The 22,234-nt window shown below is 74.6% G+C and carries 19 protein-coding genes; 12 read left to right on the top strand and 7 right to left on the bottom strand.

The annotated features are described in order from the left end of the window. Positions 1 to 337: 337 nt before the first annotated feature. The 4 genes from recD2 to ACI78S_RS21980 all read right to left on the bottom strand — a co-directional run bounded on the left by recD2 (position 338) and on the right by ACI78S_RS21980 (position 5,359). Positions 338 to 2,587, bottom strand: coding sequence for an SF1B family DNA helicase RecD2 (gene recD2, locus ACI78S_RS21995; protein WP_456977106.1), 2,250 nt, complete (start codon positions 2,585 to 2,587; stop codon positions 338 to 340). 109 nt (positions 2,588 to 2,696) lie between these two features. Then, positions 2,697 to 3,629 (bottom strand): VOC family protein, encoded by a 933-nt coding sequence (locus ACI78S_RS21990; protein WP_456977105.1) that lies wholly within the window; start codon positions 3,627 to 3,629, stop codon positions 2,697 to 2,699. Between the two features lie 35 nt (positions 3,630 to 3,664). Beyond that, the gene (locus ACI78S_RS21985) at positions 3,665 to 4,546 is read right to left on the bottom strand and encodes an amidohydrolase family protein (RefSeq protein WP_456977104.1); all 882 of its coding nucleotides are present in this window, start codon (positions 4,544 to 4,546) and stop codon (positions 3,665 to 3,667) included. A 15-nt stretch (positions 4,547 to 4,561) separates the two neighbouring features. Continuing rightward, complete coding sequence (locus ACI78S_RS21980; protein WP_456977103.1) at positions 4,562 to 5,359, bottom strand: enoyl-CoA hydratase-related protein; 798 nt, start codon at positions 5,357 to 5,359, stop codon at positions 4,562 to 4,564. A gap of 72 nt (positions 5,360 to 5,431) precedes the next feature. Between ACI78S_RS21980 and ACI78S_RS21975 the strand changes: the two genes are divergently transcribed. Together ACI78S_RS21975 and ACI78S_RS21970 are read left to right on the top strand one after the other, a co-directional pair. Next, complete coding sequence (locus ACI78S_RS21975) at positions 5,432 to 6,190, top strand: SDR family NAD(P)-dependent oxidoreductase (RefSeq protein WP_456977102.1); 759 nt, start codon at positions 5,432 to 5,434, stop codon at positions 6,188 to 6,190. Further along, positions 6,187 to 6,585: a RidA family protein gene (locus tag ACI78S_RS21970; protein WP_456977101.1), complete on the top strand. Its 399-nt coding sequence runs from the start codon at positions 6,187 to 6,189 to the stop codon at positions 6,583 to 6,585. Before ACI78S_RS21975 ends, ACI78S_RS21970 begins: the two co-directional genes overlap by 4 nt. On the opposite strand, the gene ACI78S_RS21965 is transcribed toward ACI78S_RS21970, so the two are convergent. Next, positions 6,582 to 7,463, bottom strand: a complete 882-nt coding sequence (locus ACI78S_RS21965) for a PaaX family transcriptional regulator (RefSeq protein WP_456977100.1) — start codon at positions 7,461 to 7,463, stop codon at positions 6,582 to 6,584. The two genes, ACI78S_RS21970 and ACI78S_RS21965, sit on opposite strands and share 4 nt — an antisense overlap. A 117-nt stretch (positions 7,464 to 7,580) precedes the next feature. Between ACI78S_RS21965 and ACI78S_RS21960 the strand changes: the two genes are divergently transcribed. The 3 genes from ACI78S_RS21960 to ACI78S_RS21950 are packed head-to-tail and all read left to right on the top strand — an operon-like array spanning position 7,581 to position 12,465. Beyond that, positions 7,581 to 9,191: an AMP-binding protein gene (locus ACI78S_RS21960; RefSeq protein ID WP_456977099.1), complete on the top strand. Its 1,611-nt coding sequence runs from the start codon at positions 7,581 to 7,583 to the stop codon at positions 9,189 to 9,191. Between the two features lie 17 nt (positions 9,192 to 9,208). Then, positions 9,209 to 11,563, top strand: coding sequence for a bifunctional salicylyl-CoA 5-hydroxylase/oxidoreductase (locus ACI78S_RS21955; RefSeq protein WP_456977098.1), 2,355 nt, complete (start codon positions 9,209 to 9,211; stop codon positions 11,561 to 11,563). Continuing rightward, positions 11,560 to 12,465 (top strand): DMT family transporter, encoded by a 906-nt coding sequence (locus ACI78S_RS21950; RefSeq protein WP_456977097.1) that lies wholly within the window; start codon positions 11,560 to 11,562, stop codon positions 12,463 to 12,465. Before ACI78S_RS21955 ends, ACI78S_RS21950 begins: the two co-directional genes overlap by 4 nt. Here ACI78S_RS21950 and ACI78S_RS21945 read toward each other — a convergent pair. Next, positions 12,449 to 13,312: a PaaX family transcriptional regulator gene (locus ACI78S_RS21945; protein ID WP_456977096.1), complete on the bottom strand. Its 864-nt coding sequence runs from the start codon at positions 13,310 to 13,312 to the stop codon at positions 12,449 to 12,451. The two genes, ACI78S_RS21950 and ACI78S_RS21945, sit on opposite strands and share 17 nt — an antisense overlap. A gap of 194 nt (positions 13,313 to 13,506) precedes the next feature. Between ACI78S_RS21945 and ACI78S_RS21940 the strand changes: the two genes are divergently transcribed. The 5 genes from ACI78S_RS21940 to ACI78S_RS21920 are packed head-to-tail and all read left to right on the top strand — an operon-like array spanning position 13,507 to position 18,148. Continuing rightward, positions 13,507 to 14,742 (top strand): ABC transporter substrate-binding protein, encoded by a 1,236-nt coding sequence (locus ACI78S_RS21940; protein WP_456977095.1) that lies wholly within the window; start codon positions 13,507 to 13,509, stop codon positions 14,740 to 14,742. A gap of 6 nt (positions 14,743 to 14,748) precedes the next feature. Beyond that, positions 14,749 to 15,639 (top strand): branched-chain amino acid ABC transporter permease, encoded by an 891-nt coding sequence (locus ACI78S_RS21935; protein WP_456977094.1) that lies wholly within the window; start codon positions 14,749 to 14,751, stop codon positions 15,637 to 15,639. Beyond that, entirely contained in the window at positions 15,636 to 16,658 is a 1,023-nt protein-coding gene (locus tag ACI78S_RS21930; RefSeq protein ID WP_456977093.1) for a branched-chain amino acid ABC transporter permease, read from the top strand. Before ACI78S_RS21935 ends, ACI78S_RS21930 begins: the two co-directional genes overlap by 4 nt. Further along, positions 16,655 to 17,446, top strand: coding sequence for an ABC transporter ATP-binding protein (locus ACI78S_RS21925; protein WP_456977092.1), 792 nt, complete (start codon positions 16,655 to 16,657; stop codon positions 17,444 to 17,446). The genes ACI78S_RS21930 and ACI78S_RS21925 overlap by 4 nt, the downstream gene beginning before the upstream one ends. After that, a complete protein-coding gene (locus tag ACI78S_RS21920) occupies positions 17,447 to 18,148 on the top strand; it encodes an ABC transporter ATP-binding protein (protein ID WP_456977091.1) in 702 nt (233 codons plus the stop codon). 24 nt (positions 18,149 to 18,172) lie between these two features. On the opposite strand, the gene ACI78S_RS21915 is transcribed toward ACI78S_RS21920, so the two are convergent. Further along, positions 18,173 to 18,790, bottom strand: coding sequence for a GNAT family N-acetyltransferase (locus tag ACI78S_RS21915; RefSeq protein WP_456977090.1), 618 nt, complete (start codon positions 18,788 to 18,790; stop codon positions 18,173 to 18,175). Positions 18,791 to 18,928: 138 nt separating this feature from the next. On the opposite strand from ACI78S_RS21915, the gene boxC reads away from it, so the two are divergent. Both boxC and boxB read left to right on the top strand, forming a co-directional pair. Further along, entirely contained in the window at positions 18,929 to 20,656 is a 1,728-nt protein-coding gene (gene boxC, locus ACI78S_RS21910; RefSeq protein ID WP_456977089.1) for a 2,3-epoxybenzoyl-CoA dihydrolase, read from the top strand. Positions 20,657 to 20,661: 5 nt separating this feature from the next. Then, a complete protein-coding gene (boxB, locus tag ACI78S_RS21905; RefSeq protein WP_456977088.1) occupies positions 20,662 to 22,143 on the top strand; it encodes a benzoyl-CoA 2,3-epoxidase subunit BoxB in 1,482 nt (493 codons plus the stop codon). The last annotated feature ends 91 nt before the right edge of the window (positions 22,144 to 22,234 follow it).

Raw genomic sequence — 22,234 nt, 5'->3', positions numbered from 1 at the left:
CGATCCAGTACAGCGCGCCGATCCGGTCGCTGGCGGAGAACTCCGCCAGCGCCCAGCTCTTGCCCGCCTTCTCCTCGCCCTCCAGCAGGATGCACGGCCACGGCACCCGACCGGTCGGCTTGCGCGTCTTCAGGCCCGAAACGGCCATGATCGGTAACTCCTTCGACATGGGGAAGCTGTCGACCCGGAATCTACGAAGGGGTGCTGACAACTCTGGTCACACGCGCCCCGGGCGGCACGGGCCGCAGGGCGGAAGCCCAGGTCGGGGCGGCTCGGCCCGTGGTGGAGGGGGGCGATGTTCGCCGTCGGCGTAAAGCCGCCCGGGGGGCGCGCCGCCTCAGACGGCGACGGGCTCGCCGGCGACGGCGGCGCCGCGGGCGCCGGGGGCGCCGGCGCGCAGCCGACGGGCGAGGGCGGTGTGCCGGCGCCCGGAGCCGGTGGCGCGCACGGCCTGGCCCAGCGCCCGGGACGACCCGACCAGGACGACGAGCTTCTTGGCGCGGGTCACCGCGGTGTAGAGCAGGTTGCGCTGCAGCATCATCCACGCGCTCGTGGTCAGCGGGACGACGACGCAGGGGTACTCGCTGCCCTGGGAGCGGTGCACGGTGACGGCGTAGGCGTGCACCAGCTCGTCGAGCTCGGCGAAGTCGTAGTCGACGGCCTCGTCCTCGTCGGTGACCACGGTGAGGGTCTGCTCCACGGGGTCGACGGCGGTGACCACGCCCTGGGTGCCGTTGAAGACGCCGTTGCGCCCCTTGTCGTAGTTGTTGCGGATCTGCGTGACCTTGTCGCCGACCCGGAACACCCGCCCGCCGAAGCGCTTGTCCGCGCGGTCGGCACGCGCCGGGGTGAGCGCCTCCTGCAGCAGGGTGTTGAGCGCGCCCGCCCCGGCCGGGCCGCGGTGCATCGGCGTCAGCACCTGGACGTCGCGCCGGGGGTCGAGGCCGAAGCGGGCCGGGATGCGGCGCACGGCGACGTCGACGGTGAGCCGGGCGGCCTCCTCGGCGTCGTCGGTGCTGAACAGGAAGAAGTCGTCGAGCCCGCGGACCTGCGGGAACGAGCCGGCGTTGATCCGGTGGGCGTTGGTGACCACCCCGGAGCGGCTGGCCTGCCGGAACACCTGCGTCAGCCGCACGTGCGGGATCGGCGTGCCCTCGGCGAGCAGGTCGCGCAGCACCTCGCCGGCGCCGACCGAGGGCAGCTGGTCGACGTCGCCGACGAGCAGCAGGTGCGCGCCCGGCGGGATCGCCTTGACCAGCTTGTTGGCCAGCAGCAGGTCCAGCATGGAGGACTCGTCGACGACGACCAGGTCGGCCTGCAGCGGCCGGTCGCGGTCGTAGGCGGCCTCGCCACCGGGCCGGAGCTCCAGCAGCCGGTGCACCGTGACCGCCTCGACCCCGCTGAGCTCGGTGAGCCGCTTGGCCGCGCGGCCGGTGGGGGCGGCGAGCACGATGCGGGCCCCCTTGGCCGCGGCGAGGGTGACGATCGAGCGGACGGTGAAGCTCTTGCCGCAGCCGGGCCCGCCCGTGAGGACGGCGACCTTCTCGGTGAGCGCCAGCCGCACCGCCTGCTCCTGCTCCGGCGCCAGGTCGGCGCCGGTGCGCGTGCGCAGCCAGGCGAACGCGGCGCCCCAGTCCACGCCGGCGAAGGCCGGCATGCGGTCGTCGGCCGCGGTCGCCAGCGCCCGCAGGCCGGCGGCGAGCGAGACCTCCGCCCGGTGGAACGGCACCAGGTAGATCCCGGGCTCGTCGTCCTCGACGTGGACCACCTCGCGGACGACGCCCTCCTCGGCGACCAGGACGGCCAGGCACGGGACGACGAGGCGGGCCGGGACCTGCAGGACGTCGACCGCCCGGGCCACCAGCTCCGTCTCGGGCAGGAAGCAGTGGCCCTCCCCGGTCGCCTCGGACAGGACGAACTGCAGGCCCGCCTCGATCCGCTCGGGGCTGTCGTGCGGGATGCCGACCGCGGCGGCGATCGTGTCGGCGGTCTTGAACCCGATCCCCCACACCTCCGACGCCAGCCGGTAGGGCTCGGCGCGGACCACGCCGATCGAGGCGTCGCCGTACTGCTTGTAGATGCGCACGGCCAGGGAGGTGGAGACGCCCACCCCCTGCAGGAAGACCATCACCTCCTTGATGGCCCGCTGCTGCTCCCAGGCGGCGCAGATGAGCCGGGTGCGCTTGGGCCCGAGGCTCGGCACCTCGGCCAGCCGGCCCGGCTCCTCCTCGATCACCCGCAGCGCGTCGACGCCGAAGTGGTCGACGATCCGCTCGGCCAGCTTGGGGCCGATGCCCTTGATCAGCCCCGACCCCAGGTAGCGGCGCACGCCCTGGACGGTCGCCGGGAGCACGGTGGTGTAGTCCTCGACGTGGAACTGCCGGCCGTACTGCGGATGCGACCCCCACCGGCCGCGCAGGCGCAGCGTCTCCCCCGGCTGCGCGCCCAGCAGCGCACCGACGACGGTCACCAGGTCGCCGCCCCGCCCGGTGTCGACCCGGGCCACGGTGTAGCCGGTCTGCGGATTGGCGAAGATGATCCGCTCGAGCGTCGCCTCCAGCACCGACCCGGCCCCGGCCTCGCGCACCCGCACCCCCTCGCCACCGCACGGTCCCGCCGTCCGATGGTTCCACGGCGCGGCGACGATTCGTCCGGCTCGGGCCTCCGGTGCAGGTGGGCCCGGCGCCCGGCGGCGGTCAGCCGGCGGTCCGCTCCCAGAGCTCGAAGCGCGCGCCCCCGGGCGCCTCGGCCGCGACGGCCCGTCTCCCGTCGACGACGACCGGGCTCCGGAAGTCCGCGGACGGCAGCGCCGCCACGGCCCGGTCGAGGTCGTCGACGCGGAAGCCGGCCGCGTGCAGCCCGCCGTGCAGCGGCCAGTTCGGCCGCCGGCCCACCCGGGCCTCGGGGTACTGCATGAACTCGATGCGCCGGGTCCGGGCACCGTCGGCGACGTTGACCACCCGCAGCGGCGTCTCGTACGGGTGCGCCATGAGGTCGACCATGCCCTCCTCGCCCTCGAAGCGGTCGACCACCACCTCCAGCCCGGCCTCCTCCGTCCAGAAGCGGCGGGCCGCGTCGAGGTCCTCGACCACCCAGACCAGCATGTTGACCTGGGAATGCAGGCGGTCGGGCTCGCGGTCGAGGACGGTGGGGAAGCGGTGACCGCAGGCGGCGAGGTCGCTGACGTAGACCGACAGCGCGTCCGGCCCGACGTAGCGGGTCTCGAACTGCGGCTCCCGCGACTGCAGGACGTCGCCGCGGACGTCGTAGCGGACCAGGTCCGTGGCGTACGCGCCGGTCGCGCGGGCCAGGCCGGTGCTCAGCTCGACGTCGGTCGTGTAGACGTCGAGGCCGTACGGTCCCGCCATCAGCGGCTGGAAGGGCTTGGCGGCGTGCGGGGTCTCCACCAGGCGCACCGAGCCGGCGGTCCCCGGCGTGGTCAGCCGCAGCTGCCGCGCCGGCCCGTGCAGGCCGTAGAGCTCCCGCGCCGCGTGCTCGTCGAGGGTCGGCGCCGCGCCGACCTGCATGCCGAGCACGCTGAGGAACGCGGCCGCGGCGAACAGGTCAGCGGCCCCGAGGACGGTCTCCTCGACCCCGCCCAGCACCGGTCGGCCCGCCACTCCCGTCATCGACTCCCTCGTCTCCCCGTCGGTGCCCACATCTTTCAGCTCGGCGTGCCGGACCCGGGATCGGGGGCCAGGCCGGCGTAGACGTGCAGCGCGTTCCGCCCGAGCACGAGCGGGACGACGTCGTCGGGGATGCCGAGGCCGGCGACGGCGCGGGCGTTGGCCGCCTGACCGGGGACGCCGGGCCAGTCGGTGCCGTAGATGAACCGGCGCGCCAGCCGGGCGAGGTCGAAGCGGGCGTAGTACTCGGGCAGCCGCTTCGGCGGCAGGCCGGAGAGCTCGATCCACACGTTGGGCCGGGACAGCGCGAGAAAGGCGGCGGCGTCGTACCACCAGCCGCGGCCGCCGTGGGCGAGCACCACCTGCAGGTCGGGGAAGTCGCGCAGGACGGCGTCGAGCGTCTGCGGGTCGGCGTTGGCGTTGGTCGAGCCCGGGAAGCTGCTCGTGCCGCAGTGCACCACCAGCGGCACGCCGCGCTCGACCAGCACCGCGTAGGCCGGGTACAGCGCGGCGTCGTCGGCCCGGAAGCCGCCGTGCACCGGGTGCAGCTTCAGCGCGGCCGCGCCGAGGTCGAGCTGGCGGATCAGCTCCTTCGCGATCGGGAAGTGCAGGTGCGGGTTGACGTTGGCCACCGGCCGGAACCGCCGCGGGTTCTGCTCCACCAGCGGCAGCAGGTCCTCGAAGAGCTGGTAGCCGGTGGCCTTGGGGCTGTACTCGCAGAACAGCAGGGCGACGTCGACGCCCTCGGCGGCGAAGTGGCGGTCCAGCGCCGCCGGGTCGGGCGTGCCGTCGGGGCGCCAGATCTCCTCCAGCACGCCCGGGCGGCCGAACCGGCGCGCCCACTCCACCCACGCCGGCGCCAGCGATGGCAGCACCGGCACGTGCACGTGCGCGTCCACCAGCACGTGTCCGTCGAGCACGGCCCCGATCCTGCCTCAGCGGAACGGGCGGAAGTCGGGGGGCCGCTTCTCGGCGAACGCCCGCGCCCCCTCCATCCCCTCCTCGCTGTGCACGAACTGCTCCAGCCCGTCGAAGGCCAGGTGCGAGATCCCGCTCTGGTGGTCGGTGTCGGCGTTGAACGAGTGCTTGAGGAAGCGGATCGCCGTCGGCGAGTAGGAGCCGATCTTGCGCGCCCACTCGCGCGCGGTGTCGAGCAGCTCCTCCTGGGGGACGACGGCGTTGACCAGCCCCCACCGCTCGGCGGTGGCCGCGTCGTACCGGTCGAGCAGGAACCAGATCTGCCGCGCGCGCTTCTCCCCCACCACCCGCGCGAGGTACGCGGTGCCGAAGCCGGCGTCGAAGGAGCCGACCCGCGGGCCGGCCTGGGCGAAGGTGGCGTGCTCGGCCGCCACCGTCAGGTCGCAGAGCACGTGCAGCACGTGCCCGCCGCCGATCGCGATGCCGTTCACCGCGGCGATCACCGGCTTCGGGATGTCGCGGATGATCCGGTGCAGCCGCTCGATCTCGAACGTGCCCCACTCGGTCTCGCCGTAGCCTCCGGTCTCGGCGCGCTCCTTGACGTCGCCGCCGGTGCAGAAGGCCCGCTCCCCCGTCGCGGTGAGGATGACCGCCGCCACCCGCCGGTCGGCCCAGGCGTGCTTGAACGCCGCGATCAGCTCGTCGACGGTGCGCCCGCGGAAGGAGTTCATCCGCTCCTGCCGGTCGATGGTGATGACCGCGTGGTTGTCCTCCTCCACGGCGTAGCGGACGTCGGTGAACTCCTCGAGCCGCATGCTGGCACCCTCCGTCGTGGCGGTATGTCGTCATGTTGACGGTCGTAACGGAGGGGTGGCAACCTCCGCCGCATGCCCGCCCGCCGCTGCCTGGTGACCGGCGCGGGGCGCGGCATCGGCGCCGCGGTCGCCCGGCGGCTGGCGGCCGAGGGGCACGCGGTGGCCCTCACCGCCCGCAGCGCCGACGAGCTCGCCGCGGTGGCCGCCGGGCTGCCGGGCCCCGCCCTCGTCGTCCCCGCCGACCTCACCGAGCCCGCCGCCGCCGACGACGTCCTCGGCCGGGTCGAGCGCGAGTGGGGCGGGCCGGTGGAGGTGCTGGTGCTCAACGCCGGGACCGGGCACTCCGCGCCGCTGGCGCGCACCACCGACGCCGACTGGCAGCGGATGCTCGAGGTGAACCTCACCGCGCCGTTCCGCCTGCTGCGGCGGGCGCTGCCGCCGATGGTCGACCAGGGCTGGGGCCGGGTCGTCGCGGTCGCCTCGATCGCGGCCAAGCGCGGCGACCCGTACGTGGCCGCCTACACCGCGGCCAAGCACGGCCTGCTCGGGCTGGTCCGCTCGGCCGCGGCCGAGGTCGCCCGCACCGGCGTCACGGTCAACGCCGTCTGCCCGGGCTACGTCGACACCCCGATGACCGACCGCACGGTCGAGACGATCAGCGCGACCACCGGCCGGACGGCGGAGCAGGCGCGCGAGGCGCTGACGCGCAAGCAGCCCATCGGCCGGCTGGTCACGCCGGAGGAGGTCGCCGACGCCGTGCTGCTGTGCGTGGCGAACGCGGCGATCACCGGGCAGGGCATCGACGTCGACGGAGGGGCGGTGCAGTCGTGAGCGAGCGGGTGGACCCGCCCGAGCTGGCGAGGCCGGCGGGCTTCTCGCACGCCGTCGTCGCCGGGCCCGGCCGCACGGTGTTCCTGGCCGGGCAGACGGCGATGGACGCCGAGGGCCGGATCGTCGGCGACGGCGTCGTCGCCCAGTTCGAGCGGGCGCTGGGCAACCTGCTCACCGCCCTGCGCGCCGCCGGCGGCGAGCCGGCGCACCTCGTCTCGCTCACCGTCTACGCGGTCGACCTCGCCGACTACCGCGCGCACGCCGGCGAGATCGGCGCGGTGTGGCGGCGGCTGGTCGGCCGCGAGTACCCGGCGATGGCCGGGATCGGCGTGGCCCGGCTGTGGGACGACGAGGCGCTGGTCGAGGTCCAGGGCACCGCCGTCCTCCCCGACTAGGGGCTTCCGGTACCGAGAGCCCCCTCTCCGACCGGGCTTTCGGTACCGGGAGCCCGGTCTCGGCCGAGGACGGCGGTGACGTGGTCCCCCGCGGGGGCGGCGAGGACGGCGCTCAGCTCGGCGAACAGCTCCGCCGCCCGCGCGCCGTTCCAGTTCGTCGGCAGCAGCGCCAGCGGCAGGCCGGGGTCGGCGTAGGGCAGCCGGCGCCAGTCGGTGACCAGCCGGACGTGGTCGGCGAAGGCCGTCCCCGCGGTCCACCGCCGCCGCACGGGCTCCTGCCGCTCGAGGAACTCCGCGTACCGGGCCTGCAGCGCGTCGAGGTCCCACCACCGGGCCACCTTCGCGGCGAGGTCGCCGGAGCCGACGTGCCGGCCGGCGAACAGCTCGGCGTAGCCGTCGAGCCCCCGCCGGTGCAGCACCTCGGTCACCTCGTCGGCGAGGTGGCCGGGGGCGATCCACGCGCCGGGGGCCACCGTGCCGCACCCGAGCCGGGTCAGCTCCGCGCGCAGCCGGTGCCGCTGGTCGCGCTCCGACTCCGGCACCGAGAAGACGACGGTCAGCCACCCGTCGGCGACCTCGGCCCGGCGGCGGCCGAAGATGCGGGCGTCGCCCTCGGCGAGCAGCTCCAGCGCGTCGTCGGACAGCGCGTACCCCGCGACGCCGGCCACCGGGCGGGCCACGAGCAGGCCGCGCCGCTTGAGCCGGGAGATCGACGAGCGGACGGCGGGCTCGTCGACCCCGAGGTCGGCCATCAGCCGCACGATCGACGCCACCGACAGCCAGCCCCCGCGCTGCCGGGCCCACAGCCCGTACAGCGTCACGATCAGCTGCCGCGGCTGCAGGCCGGCCCCGGCGGCCGCCTCCTCGGTGACCGTCACGCCGGTCACGATAGGCGGTCCATGGCGTCCCGTTGACTCCCGTCAGGACAGCGGCATACTGGCCCGAGGGTGCGCCGGCCCACCGCCGCGCCGGCGACCGCTGCCGGGAGGCCCCCGATGACCCTCACCCCCGCCACCCTGACGCCGTCGGCGCACGTCGACACCTTCTGCCGCGACTCCCTGCCGCCGCCCGAGCAGTGGCCGGTGCTCGACCTCGGCGACCTCGACTACGGCCCCCGGGTCAACTGCGCCGCCGAGCTGCTCGACGCGACCATCGACCGGCTCGGCGCCGACCGGCCGTGCCTGCGCACCCCGGACGGCGTCGTCTGGAGCTACGGCGAGCTGCGCGCGCACGCCGAGCGGATCGCCGCCGTGCTGGTCGACGACCTCGGCGTCGTCCCCGGCACCCGCGTGCTGCTGCGCGGGTTCAACGAGCCGTGGCTGGTCGCCTGCTGGTTCGCCGTCCTGCGGGCCGGAGCGGTGGCGGTGACGACGATGCCCCTCCTGCGGGCCGGCGAGCTGGCCACCGTCGCCGAGATCAGCCGCCCCGCCGTGGCGCTCTGCGACGCCCGCCTGCGCGCCGACCTCGACCGCGCCGCCGTCCCCGGCCTGACCACCGTCGCCTTCGGCGGCGACGGCCCCGACGACCTGGTCGCCCGGGCCCAGGTGAAGCCGACCGGCGCCCGCCCCGTCGACACCGCCGCCGACGACGTGGCGCTGCTGGCGTTCACCTCCGGCACCACCGGCCGCCCGAAGGCCACCATGCACTTCCACCGCGACGTGCTGGCCATCGCCGACACCTTCTCCGCGCACGTGCTGCGCCCCCGGCCGGACGACGTCTTCTCCGGCACCCCGCCGATCGCGTTCACCTACGGCCTGGGCGGGCTGGTGGTCTTCCCGCTGCGCGTGGGCGCGAGCGTGCTGCTGCTCGAGAAGGCCACCCCCGAGCAGCTGGCCGAGGCGGTGGCGGCGCACGGCGTCACCGTGCTGTCCACCGCGCCCACGATGTACAAGGCGCTGCTCGCCGGCGGCTGGGCCGGTCGCCTGTCCGGGCTGCGGCGGGCGGTGTCGGCCGGCGAGACGCTGCCCGAGGCGGTGTGGCGGGCCGTGCACGAGGCGACCGGCGTCCGGATCATCGACGGCATCGGCGCCACCGAGATGCTGCACATCTTCATCGCCGCGGCCGACGACGACATCCGGCCCGGCTGCACCGGCCGCGCCGTGCCCGGCTACACGGCGGCGGTGCTCGACGACGACGGCAACCCGGTGCCCGACGGCACCGACGGGCACCTCGCCGTCCGCGGGCCCACCGGCTGCCGCTACCTCGGCGGCGACCGGCAGACCGAGTACGTCCGGCACGGCTGGAACTACACCGGCGACACCTACGTCCGGGACGCCGACGGGTACTTCCGCTACCGGGCGCGCACCGACGACATGATCGTCTCGGCCGGCTACAACATCGCCGGGCCGGAGGTCGAGCAGGCGCTGCTGGGCCACCCGGAGGTCGTCGAGTGCGCCGTCGTCGGTGCGCCCGACCCCGACCGCGGCACGGTGGTCAAGGCGTTCGTCGTGCTCAACCCCGGGCGCACCCGCGAGGTGACCGCCGAGGAGCTCCAGGCGTTCGTCAAGGAGGTCATCGCCCCGTACAAGCGCCCGCGGCTGGTCGAGTTCGTCGACGAGCTGCCGCGCACCAACACCGGCAAGCTGCAGCGCTACAAGCTGCGCTGAGCGGACGAGGACAGGGCATGCGCATCGCGGTGATCGGCGGCGGCCCCGGCGGGCTCTACTTCTCCGCCCTGGTGCAGCAGCTGGACCCGTCGCACGAGGTGACCGTGTGGGAGCGCAACGCCCCCGACGACACCTTCGGCTTCGGCGTGGTCTTCTCCGACGAGACCCTCGGCGGCATCGAGCACGCCGACCCGGTGGTCCACCGCGAGATGGAGAAGCACTTCGCGCGCTGGGACGACATCGACGTCCACTTCCGCGGCACGGTGACCACCTCCGGCGGGCACGGCTTCGCCGCGATGAGCCGCAAGGAGCTGCTCGGCATCCTGCAGCGCCGCTGCGCCGAGCTCGGCGTGACCGTGCACTTCCGCGCCGAGGCGCCCGACGTCGAGCGGCTGCGGGCGACCCACGACCTGGTCCTCGCCGCGGACGGCGCCAACTCCCGGGTGCGCGCCCGCTACGCCGACGTCTTCGGCCCCACGCTGGAGACCCGGCACAGCAAGTACATGTGGCTGGGCACCGACCTGGTCTTCGACGCCTTCAAGTTCTACGTGCAGGAGACCCCGCACGGGGTCGTGCAGATCCACGGCTACCCCTACGACCGCACCGGCAGCACGTTCATCGTCGAGATGCACGAGCGCGTCTGGCAGCGCGCGTTCGGCGACGTCGCCGCGCTCGACCTCGCGCCCGGCGAGAGCGACGAGAAGTCCATCGAGCTGGTCCGGCAGCTGTTCGCCGACGTCCTCGACGGCCACCGGGTGTTCGCCAACAACTCCAGGTGGCTGAACTTCCTGTCGCTGTCCAACCGCACCTGGCGGCACGGCAACCTCGTGCTGATCGGCGACGCCGCGCACACCGCCCACTTCTCCATCGGCTCGGGCACCAAGCTGGCCATGGAGGACGCGCTCGCCCTGGCCGCCTGCCTGCACGAGCAGCCCGACCTGGACACCGCGCTCACCGCCTACGAGGAGGAGCGGCGGCCGGTGGTGCTCTCCACCCAGCGCGCGGCCAAGGCGAGCATGCAGTGGTTCGAGGACATCGGGCACTACGTCCACCAGGACCCCGAGCAGTTCGCGTTCAACATCGTCACCCGCAGCCGGCGGGTCACCCACGAGAACCTGCGGCTGCGCGACCCCGAGTTCGTCGCCGGCGTCGACGCCTGGTTCGCCCGCACCCAGCCCGTGCCGGCGACGCCGCGGCCGCCGATGTTCCACTCGTTCCGGCTCGGGCAGCTGGAGCTGAAGAACCGCGTCGTCGTCTCGGCCATGGACATGTACTCCGGCGAGGACGGGCTGCCCACCGACTTCCACCTCGTGCACCTGGGCAGCAAGGCCCTCGGCGGCGCCGGGCTGGTGATGACCGAGATGGTCTGCGTCTCCCCCGAGGCGCGGATCAGCCTCGGCTGCACCGGCCTGTACACCGAGGAGCAGGAGCGGGCCTGGACGCGGGTCGTCGACTTCGTGCACCAGCACAGCGACGCGGCCATCGGCGTCCAGCTCGGCCACTCGGGGCGCAAGGGCTCGACCAAGCGGATGTGGGAGGGCATCGACGAGCCGCTGCCCGAGGGGAACTGGGAGGTGGTCGGCCCGTCGCCGATCCCCTACTCCCCGGCCAACCAGGTGCCCCGGGAGCTCTCCGAGGCCGAGCTCGCCGCGATCCGCGAGCAGTTCGCGGCCAACGCCCGGGCGGCGGCGCGGGCGGGCTTCGACGTGCTGGAGCTGCACTGCGCGCACGGCTACCTGCTGTCGTCGTTCATCTCGCCGCTGTCCAACCGGCGCACCGACCGCTACGGCGGGCCGCTGGTGAACCGGCTGCGCTACCCGCTGGAGGTCTTCGACGCCGTCCGCGAGGTGTGGCCGGCCGGGCGGCCGATGACCGTGCGGATCTCGGCCACCGACTGGTGCGAGGGCGGCACCGACGTGGACGACGCCGTCGCGGTGGCCCGGGCGTTCGCCGAGCACGGCGCCGACGGCATCGACGTCTCCACCGGCCAGGTGGTCAAGGAGGAGCGCCCCGCGTTCGGCCGCAGCTACCAGACCCCCTACGCCGACCGGATCCGCAACGAGGTGGGCCGCGAGCACGGCGTCGCGGTGATCGCCGTCGGCGCGATCTCCAGCTACGACGACGTCAACTCGATCCTGCTCGCGGGGCGGGCCGACCTGTGCGCGCTGGGCCGGCCGCACCTGTACGACCCCCAGTGGACCCTGCACGCCGCCGCGGAGCAGGGGTGGTCGGGACCCGGCGTCACCTGGCCCGCGCCGTTCCGGGCGGGCAGCCGGCGCCCGCAGACCGGCCGCAGCGACGGGCCCCGGCCGCGGCTGGAGCTGATCCGGCGCGGGGAGCCGCGCACCCGCCACGCCCGCTGGACCCCGTGAGCGCGCTGCAGCGGCTCGGGGCGCCCGCCCTGTTCGTGCTGCTCTGGAGCACCGGCTTCATCGGGGCCAAGTACGGGCTGCCCTACGCCGAGCCGTTCACCTTCCTCGGCGTGCGGCTGGCGGTGGCCGCGCTGCTGCTGGCCGGCGTGGCCGCCGCGCTGCGCTCGGCCCGGCCGCGCGGCCGGCAGTACGGGCACGCGGCGGTCGCCGGGGTGCTGCTGCACGCCGGCTACCTCGGCGGCGTCTTCTACGCGATCTCGATCGGGGTCCCCGCCGGCGTGTCCGCGGTCGTCGTGAGCCTCCAGCCGGTGCTGGTCGCCGTGCTCGCGGCCCGGGTGCTCGGCGAGCGGCCCACGGCGCGGCAGTGGGCCGGGCTGGCCCTCGGGCTGGTCGGCGTCGGGCTCGTCGTCGTCCCCGGCCTGGCGGCCGCCGGACCGGTCGGCCCGCTGCCGGTGGCCGGCCTGGTCGGCTGCCTCGTCGCGCTGGCGGCCGGCACGTACGGCACCGTCTACCAGAAGCGCCACGGCGAGGCCGTGCCGCTGCTGTGGGGTACGGCGGTGCAGTACGCCGCCTCCGCGGTGCTGCTGCTGGCGGTCGCGCTGGCCACCGAGGACCTGCGCATCCGCTGGACCGGCGAGTTCGTGGCCGCGTTCGTCTGGCTGGTGGTCGTCCTGTCGATCGGCGCGGTGCTCCTGCTGCTCGTGCTGCTGCGCCGCGGCACCGCCGCGAGCGTGTCGAGCCTGTACTACCTGGTGCCCCCGGCGACGGCGGTCGAGGCGTACCTGGTCTTCGGCGAGCGCCTGCCGCCGGTCTCCCTGGTCGGCATCGCCGCGACCGCGCTCGGGGTCGCCCTGGTCGTGGTGCCGGCCCGCGCGCCCGCGGCCGTCAGCGGGCGCGGCTGAGCGCGGCCCAGGCGGCCCGGGCGCGCGGGGCCCAGGCCGCGTGCCGCTCGCGGAAGACCTCGGCGGCGCGGTGGCCGCTCCAGCGCGGCGGCAGCAGCTCACGCGGCAGGCCCGGGTCGAGCAGCGGGAAGCGGCGCCACTCCTGCACGAGCCGGATCTGGGCGAGCAGGGCCTGCCGGTCGGTGCGGGGGCGGCGGCGGCCGACCAGCTCGAGGAAGTCCTCGTAGCGCTCCTCCACCGCGTCGAGCTCCCACGCGGCCCGCACCAGCGAGCGCTCGTCGCCCACGGCCCCGGCGGTGGCCACGAACGACCAGCTGCCCGCCAGCAGGCCCAGCTCCTCGAGCACGGTGCGCGCCGCCGCCTCCCGGTCGACCCGCGGGGTCACCCACGTCCCCGGGCGCGGCGAGCCCAGGCCGACCCAGCCGAGGCGGGTGCGCAGCCGCTGCCGCAGCGCGCGGTTGTTCTCCGGCACGCCGACGCTGAGCACCAGCCACCGGCCGTCCCACGGCGGCTCCGGCGCGGCGAAGCCGTAGATCCGCTCGGTCCCCTCGCGCAGCAGCGCGACCCCGGACGGCGTCAGCCCCCAGCGCGTCTCGCGGCCGAACCGCCGGGCCTCGATCCAGCCGGAGTCGGCGGTGCGCATGATCGCCTGCCGGCCGGCCTTCTCCGCGACGTCCAGCTCGCCGAGCAGCTCGAGGAGGGTCGCCGTCCACACCGGCTGGGCCGAGGGCAGCACGAACTCGCCGAGCACCGTGAGCAGCAGGCTGCGGGCGCTGCCGGCGCCCAGCTCACGGCGGGCGGGGCCCGGCTCGACGTCCTCGAAGGCCTCGGCCGGCGCGGGGTTCACGGCGTCCATCGTGGCACCCGGACCTCCCGTCCCCGCCGTCCGCGACGGAGCGCCACCCGCGAGGGGCATCGACTCGGTAACGAAACCGGCCGCGGGACTGTGACCCTTGACACACCCGATCCGACTTCTACAGCATGCGTCAACGCCCGGCGCACGTCAGTAGCACGTCGGACTCGACCCGCGGGAGCTCTGCGATGGCGTTGACCTCCTCGTCCCGGCGCCGCCTCCTCGCCGCCGCCGGCACCGGCGTGCTCACCCTGGCCGTCGCCGCCTGCGGCGGCGGGAGCCTCGGCGGTGACGACGGGGGCGGCGGGGGCGGGGGCGCGGACGACGGCGGCGGGGGCACCGTCCGGGTCGGCCTGGTGATCCCGCAGGCGGGCGTCTACACGCCGCTCGGCGTGGACATGCAGAACGGCTGGGACCTCTGGCTGGAGCAGAACGACGGCACCCTCGGCGGCTACGAGGTCGAGACCGTCGTCGCCGACGAGGGCGAGGGCCCCGACACCGGCGTCCCCGCGGTGCAGCGCCTGCTGCAGCAGGATCAGGTCGACGTCGTCGTCGGCATCGTCAACTCGGCGACGGCGCTGGGCGCGGCCGAGCAGTTCGCGGAGGCGCAGAAGGTCCTGGTGGTGGCCAACGCGGGCGCCGGCGCGATCACCGCCGACGCCGCGTCCCCCTACGTGTGGCGCACCTCGTTCACCAACGCGCAGATCGCCGCCGCGATGGGCGAGCACCTCGCCGCCGAGGGGGTCGGCCCGGTCTACGTCATGGCCCCCGACTACGCCGCCGGCCAGGAGGTCGTGGCCGGCTTCACCGAGGCGTACGAGGCCGGCGGGGGCACCGTCGCCGGGCAGGCGCTGACCCCGTTCGGCACCACGCAGGACTTCCAGCCCTTCCTCTCCGGCATCCAGTCCTCCGGGGCGGCGGCCACCTTCGTCTTCTACTCCGGCGGCGAGGCGGTCAGCTTCGTGCAGCAGTACGACTCGTTCGGCCTCAAGGACACCGTCCCGCTGTACGGCTCCGGCTTCCTCACCGAGGGCAGCGTGCTCGAGGAGCAGGGGGAGTCCGCCGTCGGCGTCCAGACGACGCTGCACTACTCGACCGAGATCGAGAACGACGCCAACGCGGAGTTCGTGCAGGCGTACGAGGAGGCCTACGGCGAGCTGCCGACGGTGTTCGCGATGACCACCTTCGACACCGCGAACGTGCTCGACCAGGCGCTCCCCGACGCCGAGGACCTCAGCGGCGACGCGATCTCCGCGGCGCTCGACGGGCTGGGCGAGATCGAGAACAGCCCGCGCGGGCCGTGGAGCTTCACCGGGCAGTCGCCCGAGCAGGCGGTCTACCTGCGGGAGGTCACCGACGACGGCGGCACGCTGATCAACAGCGTGGTCGAGGAGCTCGGCGTGTACGCGCAGCCGGGGGCCTGAGCGCCCGTGGTCGGCTGGCTGGACGCCAACCTGGTCAGCGTCCTCAACGGCTTCGCGATCGGGTCGCTGCTGTTCATCCTGGCCCTGGGGCTGTCCGTCGTCTTCGGGATGATGGACGTGCTCAACCTGGCCCACGGGGCGCTCTACCTGGTCGGCGCCTACCTCGCCTGGGACCTGCTCGGCGACGGGGCCACGTGGGGCGCCTTCCTGGGCGCGCTGGGCCTGGCCGCCGTCGTGGGGCTGCTCGCCGGCGCGGGGCTGTCGGCCATGACCGAGCCCCTGGCCCGCCGGCCGATCCTCGACCAGGCGCTGCTCACCCTGGGCGTGTCGCTGATCGTCGCCGAGGTGCTGTCGATCGTGTACGGCAACGACGCGCTGAGCGTGGGCGCCCCGCCGGGGCTCGACGGCAGCGTGCCGGTGGCAGGCAACGCCTACCCGACGTACCGGCTGCTGCTGATCGGGATCGGCGTGGTGCTGGCCGTCGTCGTCTGGCTGGTGGTCGAGCGGACCTCGGTGGGCGCGCTGGTGCGGGCCAGCGTCGCCGACCGGGAGATGGTCTCGGCGATGGGCATCGACAACCGCAAGGTCAAGGTCGCCGTCCTGGGCACCGGGTCGATGCTGGCCACGCTGGCCGGCGTCCTGGGCGCGCCCGTCTACGGCGCCCGCCCGGGGCTGGACGACACGATCCTCATCCTCGCCCTGGTCGTCGTGGTCATCGGCGGCCTGGGCTCGGTCAAGGGCGCGTTCGTCGGCGCGATGCTCATCGGGCAGGTCGAGTCGCTGGGCCGGGCGCTGCTGCCCGACGTGTCCTCGTTCATCCTCTTCGGCACGCTCGCCGTGGTGCTCGTCGTCCGCCCGCGCGGGCTGTTCGGCCCGCGGAAGCTGGCCGGCACGTGAGCGCCTCGGTCGACCCGGCCACCGCGACCGACGCGCCGGGCATCACCCCCCGGGCGGGTCCGGAGCGGCCGCGGCGCCGGCTGCTCACCGGCGTCCCGGCCCTCGCGGTGCTGCTGGCGCTCGCCGCCGTCCCGTTGTTCGTCGACCCGTTCGGCACCACCGTGCTCGGCCGGATCCTGGTGTTCGCGCTGTTCGCCGTCAGCCTCGACCTGCTGGTCGGCGTCACCGGGCTGCCGTCCCTGGGGCACGCCGCGTACTTCGGGGTCGGCGCCTACACGGCCGGCCTGGTGGCGATCCACTGGACCGCCGCCGGACCCGTGCCCGTGGTGCTCGCCGCGCTGGCCGGCGCGGTCGCCGCGGCGGCCACCGGGTGGCTGGCGGTGCGCAGCTCCGGCGTGTTCTTCCTGATGCTCACCCTGGCCATCGGCGAGCTGGCGTTCCAGGTGGCCACCCGGCTCGACGGGGTCACCGGCGGCTCCAACGGGCTCTTCGGCATCCCGGCGGTGCGCCTCGGCGGGGAGCCGGTGGTGCTCGCCGGCTACGTCTACTGGTACCTGCTCGCGCTGTTCTGCGTGGGCGCCGGCCTGCTGTGGCTGATCGCCGCGTCGCCGTTCGGCGCCGTGCTGCGCGGCATCCGCGACAACGAGCCCCGCATGCGCTCCCTGGGCTACTCGCCGTTCTGGTACAAGTTCGGCGCCTTCGTGCTGGCCGGCGGGTTCGCCGGGATGGCCGGCGGGATGTACGCCACCCTCGTGCGGCTCGTCACCCCGGCGGAGGCCGGGTTCACCACCGGCGCCCTCGCCCTGCTCGCCGTCATCCTCGGCGGCGCGGGCTCGCTGTGGGGGCCGGTGCTGGGCGCGGCGGTCGTCGTCCTGGTGCGCGACGCCCTCGGCCCCACCCTGGAGGGCCACGGGCCGCTGGTGCTCGGGATCGTCTTCGTCCTCGCCGTCTACGTGCTGCCCCGGGGGGTCGCCGGGCTCGCCGGCCTGCTGACCCGGAACCGCGGGAGGACGGCGTGACCGAGCCGCTGCTGTCGCTGCAGGGGGTGAGCCGCTCCTTCGGGGCGCTGCGCGCGGTAGACGACGTCACGCTCGACGTGCCGGCCGGCGCCCGGCACGCGCTGATCGGCCCCAACGGCGCCGGCAAGAGCACGCTGTTCCAGCTGGTCGCCGGCACCCTGCCGGTCTCGGCGGGGACGCTGCGCTTCGCCGGCGCCGACATCACCGGCCGCTCGGAGCCGCAGCGCGCCCGCCTGGGGATCAGCCGCACGATGCAGCACTCGAGCCTCTTCCCCACCCAGACGGTGCTGCAGAACGTGCTGCTGGCCGCGCAGCGCCGGCACGGGTCGCGGCACGCGCTCGTCCCCCGCCGGCAGCGCGCCGCCCGCGACCGCGCCCGGGAGCTGCTCGCCGACGTCGGCCTGGAGGCGCGGGCCGACGTGCCGGTCGCCGCGCTCTCCCACGGCGAGCGGCGGCAGGTGGAGGTCGCCGTCGCGCTGGCCTGCGAGCCGCGCCTGCTGCTGCTCGACGAGCCGGCGGCGGGCATGTCGCCGGCGGAGAGCGCCCGCCTGGTCGCGCTGCTGCGCGGGTTGCCGGGCTCGGTGACCCTGGTCATCGTCGAGCACGACTTGGACGTGGTGTTCGCCCTGGCCGGGTCGATGACCGTGCTGCACCTGGGGCGGGTGCTGGTCACCGGCACCCCGGACGAGGTCCGCCGCAGCGACGCGGTGCAGGAGGCCTACCTCGGCACCGACCGGGGTGCGCTGTTCCTCGACGACACCGGCCCGGCGCAGCTGGAGGTGGGCTGAGTGCTGGAGGTCCGCGGGCTGCGCTCGGGCTACGGGCGCAGCAGCGTGCTGCAGGGCGTCGACCTCGACCTCGTCGACGGGCGGGTGCTGGGCCTGCTCGGGCGCAACGGGGTGGGCAAGACGACGCTGGTGAACACCGTCATGGGCCTGGTGCACGCCGGCGCGGGGCAGGTCGTGGTCGACGGCCGCGACCTCACCGGCCGCCGTCCCGACGTGGTGGCCCGGGCGGGGGTGTCGCTGGTGCCGCAGGGCCGGCGGGTGTGGGCGCCGCTGACCGTGACCGAGCACCTGGCGCTCGCCGCCCGCCGCGGTCGCGGGCGGGGCCCGTGGGACGTCGACCGGGTGCTGGCGCTGCTGCCGCGGCTCGGCGAGCGGCTGCGGCACGCCGCCGGCCAGCTCTCCGGCGGGGAGCAGCAGATGCTCGCCATCGCCCGCGCCCTGCTGACCAACCCGCGGCTGATCCTCATGGACGAGCCCTCCGACGGGCTGGCGCCCTCGCTGGTGGACCGGATCGGCGAGGTCATCGGCGACATGAAGGCCGAGGGCGTCACGCTGCTGGTGGTGGAGCAAAACCTGCACCTGGCCTTCGCGGTGGCCGACGAGATCGCAGTCATGGACAAGGGCAGGGTGGTGCACCGCTCCCCCACGACGGAGTTCCGCCGCGACAGCTCCGTCGCCCGCGCCCTGCTCGGCGTGGGCTGACCACCGAGATGGCCCTCTCGGTGGTCAGAAGCGGTGGTGCTCGGGGTCGACGTAGCCGCCGCTCTCCTCGTGCCCCGGGCCGAGGTCTCCCCCGCCGGCCGGACCGTCGGGGCCACGCCGCCCGGCCGCACGCGACCGCTCGGCCTCGTAGCGGGCGCGGCGCGGGTCGTCCGCCGGCTCGTGCCCGGGCTCCCGGCGCCGGCCGGCGACGTGCTTGCGCAGCCGCCCGTCCTCGGTGCCGCGGAAGCCGTGCGCGACGAACCAGGCGGTCACCGCCGCCCGGTCGGGATGGGTCTCGCGCACCACGTTGACGACGTAGTTCAGCCCGCGCGCGGCCGCCTCCTCCTCCAGCCGGGCCAGCACGAAGCCGCCGACCCCGCTGCCGCGGGCCCCCTCCTCGACGGCCAGCAGGATCTCCGCGTCGCCCCAGACGTCGTCGAGCCAGCCGTAGCCGACGACCCGGCCGCCGGACTCGGCCCGCCACCAGTCGCTGGCCAGCCGCTCCCCCGGCGTGCGCCCGGACGAGCGGAACACCGCCTCGGGCACGCCGGCGAACACCCGCTGCCGGTCGGCGTCCCAGCGCGGGTCGTCGTCCTTGACCCAGGTGAGCGCGGTGGCCGTCGTCGTCCGCGTGGATGCCATGCCTGCTCCTCAGCCGGTCCCCCGCCTACCATAGTGACCTGCAGCACTTGTCTACACGCGGACGACTGCTTGCACATCGTCGTGTAGCACGACAGCATGGGTCGCGAGGACGCCGGCCCGCACCCTCCTGGAGGCCCCGTGACCACCCTCGACGACCGGTCGACGACCACGGAGGACCCGGCCGCGGACGCCGCGCCGGCCGCGCCGCCCGAGGTCTCCTTCGACACCTCCCCCGACCGGTACCGGCACTGGCGGCTGGCGGTGGACGGCGAGATCGCCACGCTGACCCTGGACGTCGCCGAGGACGGCGGGATCGTGCCGGGCTACGAGCTGAAGATGAACAGCTACGACCTCGGCGTCGACATCGAGCTGCACGACGCGGTCCAGCGGATCCGCTTCGAGCACCCCGAGGTCAGGGCGGTCGTGGTGACCAGCGGCAAGGAGCGGATGTTCTGCGCCGGGGCCAACATCAAGATGCTGGCCGCCTCCCCGCACAGCTGGAAGGTGAACTTCTGCAAGTTCACCAACGAGACCCGCAACGGCATCGAGGACGCCTCCGCGCACTCGGGGCTGCCGTTCATCGCCGCGGTCAACGGCGCGGCCGCCGGCGGGGGGTACGAGCTGGCGCTGGCCTGCGACCAGATCGTGCTGGTCGACGACAACTCCTCGGCGGTCTCGCTGCCCGAGGTGCCGCTGCTCGGCGTGCTGCCGGGCACCGGCGGGCTGACCCGGGTGGTCGACAAGCGCGGGGTGCGCCGCGACCTGGCCGACGTCTTCGCCACCACCGCCGAGGGCGTGCGCGGCCGGCGCGCGGTCGAGTGGCGGCTGGTCGACGCCGTCGCCAGGGCGCGCGACTTCGACGCCGAGATCGCCCGGCGGGCCGCCGAGGCCGCGGCCGGCTCCCCGCGCCCCGGCACCGGGGCGACCGGCGTCCGGCTCACCCCGCTGCGCCGCGAGGTGGACGGCGACACCACCCGCTACCCGCACGTCCGCGTCGTCCTCGACCGCGACGCCGGCACCGCGACGGTCACCGTGCTGGGCCCGACCGCCGTCCCGGAGAGCGTCGAGGAGCTGCACGGGCAGGGCGACGCCGCGTGGCTGCTCGCCGCCACCCGGGAGCTCGACGACGCGATCCTGCGGCTGCGCACCAACGAGCTCGAGATCGGCACCTGGCTGCTGCGCACCGAGGGCGACGGCGCCACGGTGGCCGCCTACGACGAGTTCCTGCTCGCGCACCGCGACGACTGGCTGGTCAACGAGACGATCGGCTTCCACCGGCGCACGCTCAAGCGGCTGGACACCACCTCGCGCAGCCTGTTCGCGCTGATCGAGCCGGGCTCGTGCTTCGTCGGGACGCTGGCCGAGATAGCGCTGGCCGCCGACCGGCAGTACATGCTCGAGGGGCAGTTCGAGGACGACGACGACCCGGCCCTGCCGGCGGTGCTCCGGCTCGACGCGTTCAACACCGGGCTGCTGCCGATGAGCAACGACCTCACCCGCCTGCAGGTGCGCTTCCTCGGCAGCGCCGACGAGCTGGCCGCCGCCGAGGCCGCCGTCGGGCGCGACCTGCTCGCCGCCGACGCCGCCGAGCTGGGCCTGGTCACCGGGACGCCGGACGACATCGACTGGGAGGACGAGATCCGCCTCGTGGTCGAGGAGCGGGCCAGCTTCTCCCCCGACGCCCTGACCGGCATGGAGGCCAACCTGCGCTTCGCCGGCCACGAGACGCCCGAGACGAAGGTCTTCGGCCGGCTCACCGCCTGGCAGAACTGGATCTTCCAGCGGCCCAACGCCGCCGGTCCCGAGGGAGCCCTGCGCCGCTACGGCACGGGCAAGCGCGCCGACTACGACAGGAAGCGGGTCTGAGTCCCATGACCACGACCGAGTCCAACCCCACCGACGGCACCGTCCACGGCGAGTCGCCCGCGCCCACCGGACCGACGTCGCGCATCGACTACAGCGAGCGCATCCCCAACAACGTCAACCTGGCCGGCGACCGCAAGCTGCAGCGGGCGCTGGAGGGCTGGCAGCCGAAGTTCCTCGACTGGTGGCGGAACCTCGGGCCCTCGATCCCCACGCACGACGTCTACCTGCGCACCGCGATCGAGGTGGGCCGCGACGGCTGGGCGCACTTCGACCGGGTGCCCATGGAGCAGTACCGCTGGGGCATCTTCCTCGCCGAGCGCGACCCCGACCGGACGATCGGCTTCGGCCAGCACAAGGGCGAGCCGGCCTGGCAGGAGGTGCCCGGCGAGTACCGCTCCGAGCTGCGCCGGCTCATCGTCATCCAGGGCGACACCGAGCCCGCGTCGGTCGAGCAGCAGCGGCACCTGGGCATGACCGCGCCGTCCCTCTACGACATGCGCAACCTCTTCCAGGTCAACGTCGAGGAGGGCCGGCACCTCTGGGCGATGGTCTACCTGCTGCACGCCTACTTCGGCCGCGACGGCCGGGAGGAGGCCGAGGAGCTGCTCAAGCGCAACTCCGGCGACTACGACTCCCCGCGCATCCTCGGGGCGTTCAACGAGGAGACGACCGACTGGCTGTCGTTCTTCATGTTCACCTACTTCACCGACCGCGACGGCAAGTACCAGCTGGGCACGCTCAAGGAGAGCGGCTTCGACCCGCTGGCCCGCACCTGCACGTTCATGCTGCGCGAGGAGGCGCACCACATGTTCGTCGGGACGACGGGCGTGCAGCGCACCGTGCAGCGGACCGCCGAGCTGATGAAGGAGCACGGCACCGACGACATCTGGGACCGCGGCGGCATCCCGCTGTCGGTGATCCAGAAGTACCTGAACTTCCACTACTCGGTGTCGCTGGACCTGTTCGGCTCCGAGACGTCGTCCAACGTCGCCGCCTACTACACCGCCGGGCTCAAGGGCCGGTGGATGGAGAGCCGGCGCAAGGACGACCACGTGCTCACCGACGCCACGATGGACATCCCGGTGGTCGAGGACGGGCGGATCACGACCCGCACCGTGCCGATGCTGACCGCGCTGAACTACGACCTGCGCAGCGACTACTCGGCCGACTGCGGGGCCGGCGTGAAGAAGTGGAACAAGGAGCTGGAGGCCGCGGGCCTGGAGCAGCGGCTCTACCTGCCGCACCAGGGCTTCAACCGCAAGGTCGGCGCGTTCGCCGGGCACCACGTCTCGCCCACCGGCGAGGTGCTCGACGACGCCACCTGGCAGGCGAACGTCGACGACTGGCTGCCCACGGCCGAGGACCACGCCCGCGTCGCGGCGCTGATGGTGCCCCGCTACGAGCCGGGCGAGTTCGCCGGCTGGATCTCCCCGCCGCCGGTCGGGATCAACAACCTGCCGGTCGAGTACGACTACGTCCGCTTCTGAACCGTCTCCCCCGACGATCATGGACTCCGGGAAGCGGCACACCGGCGCCTCCCGGCGTGTCGGCTCCCGAGCTCCGTGATCGTCGCCGGGA

Source organism: Geodermatophilus sp. SYSU D00815 (genome assembly GCF_054050035.1).
This window is presented reverse-complemented; position numbering and strand designations above follow the sequence as displayed.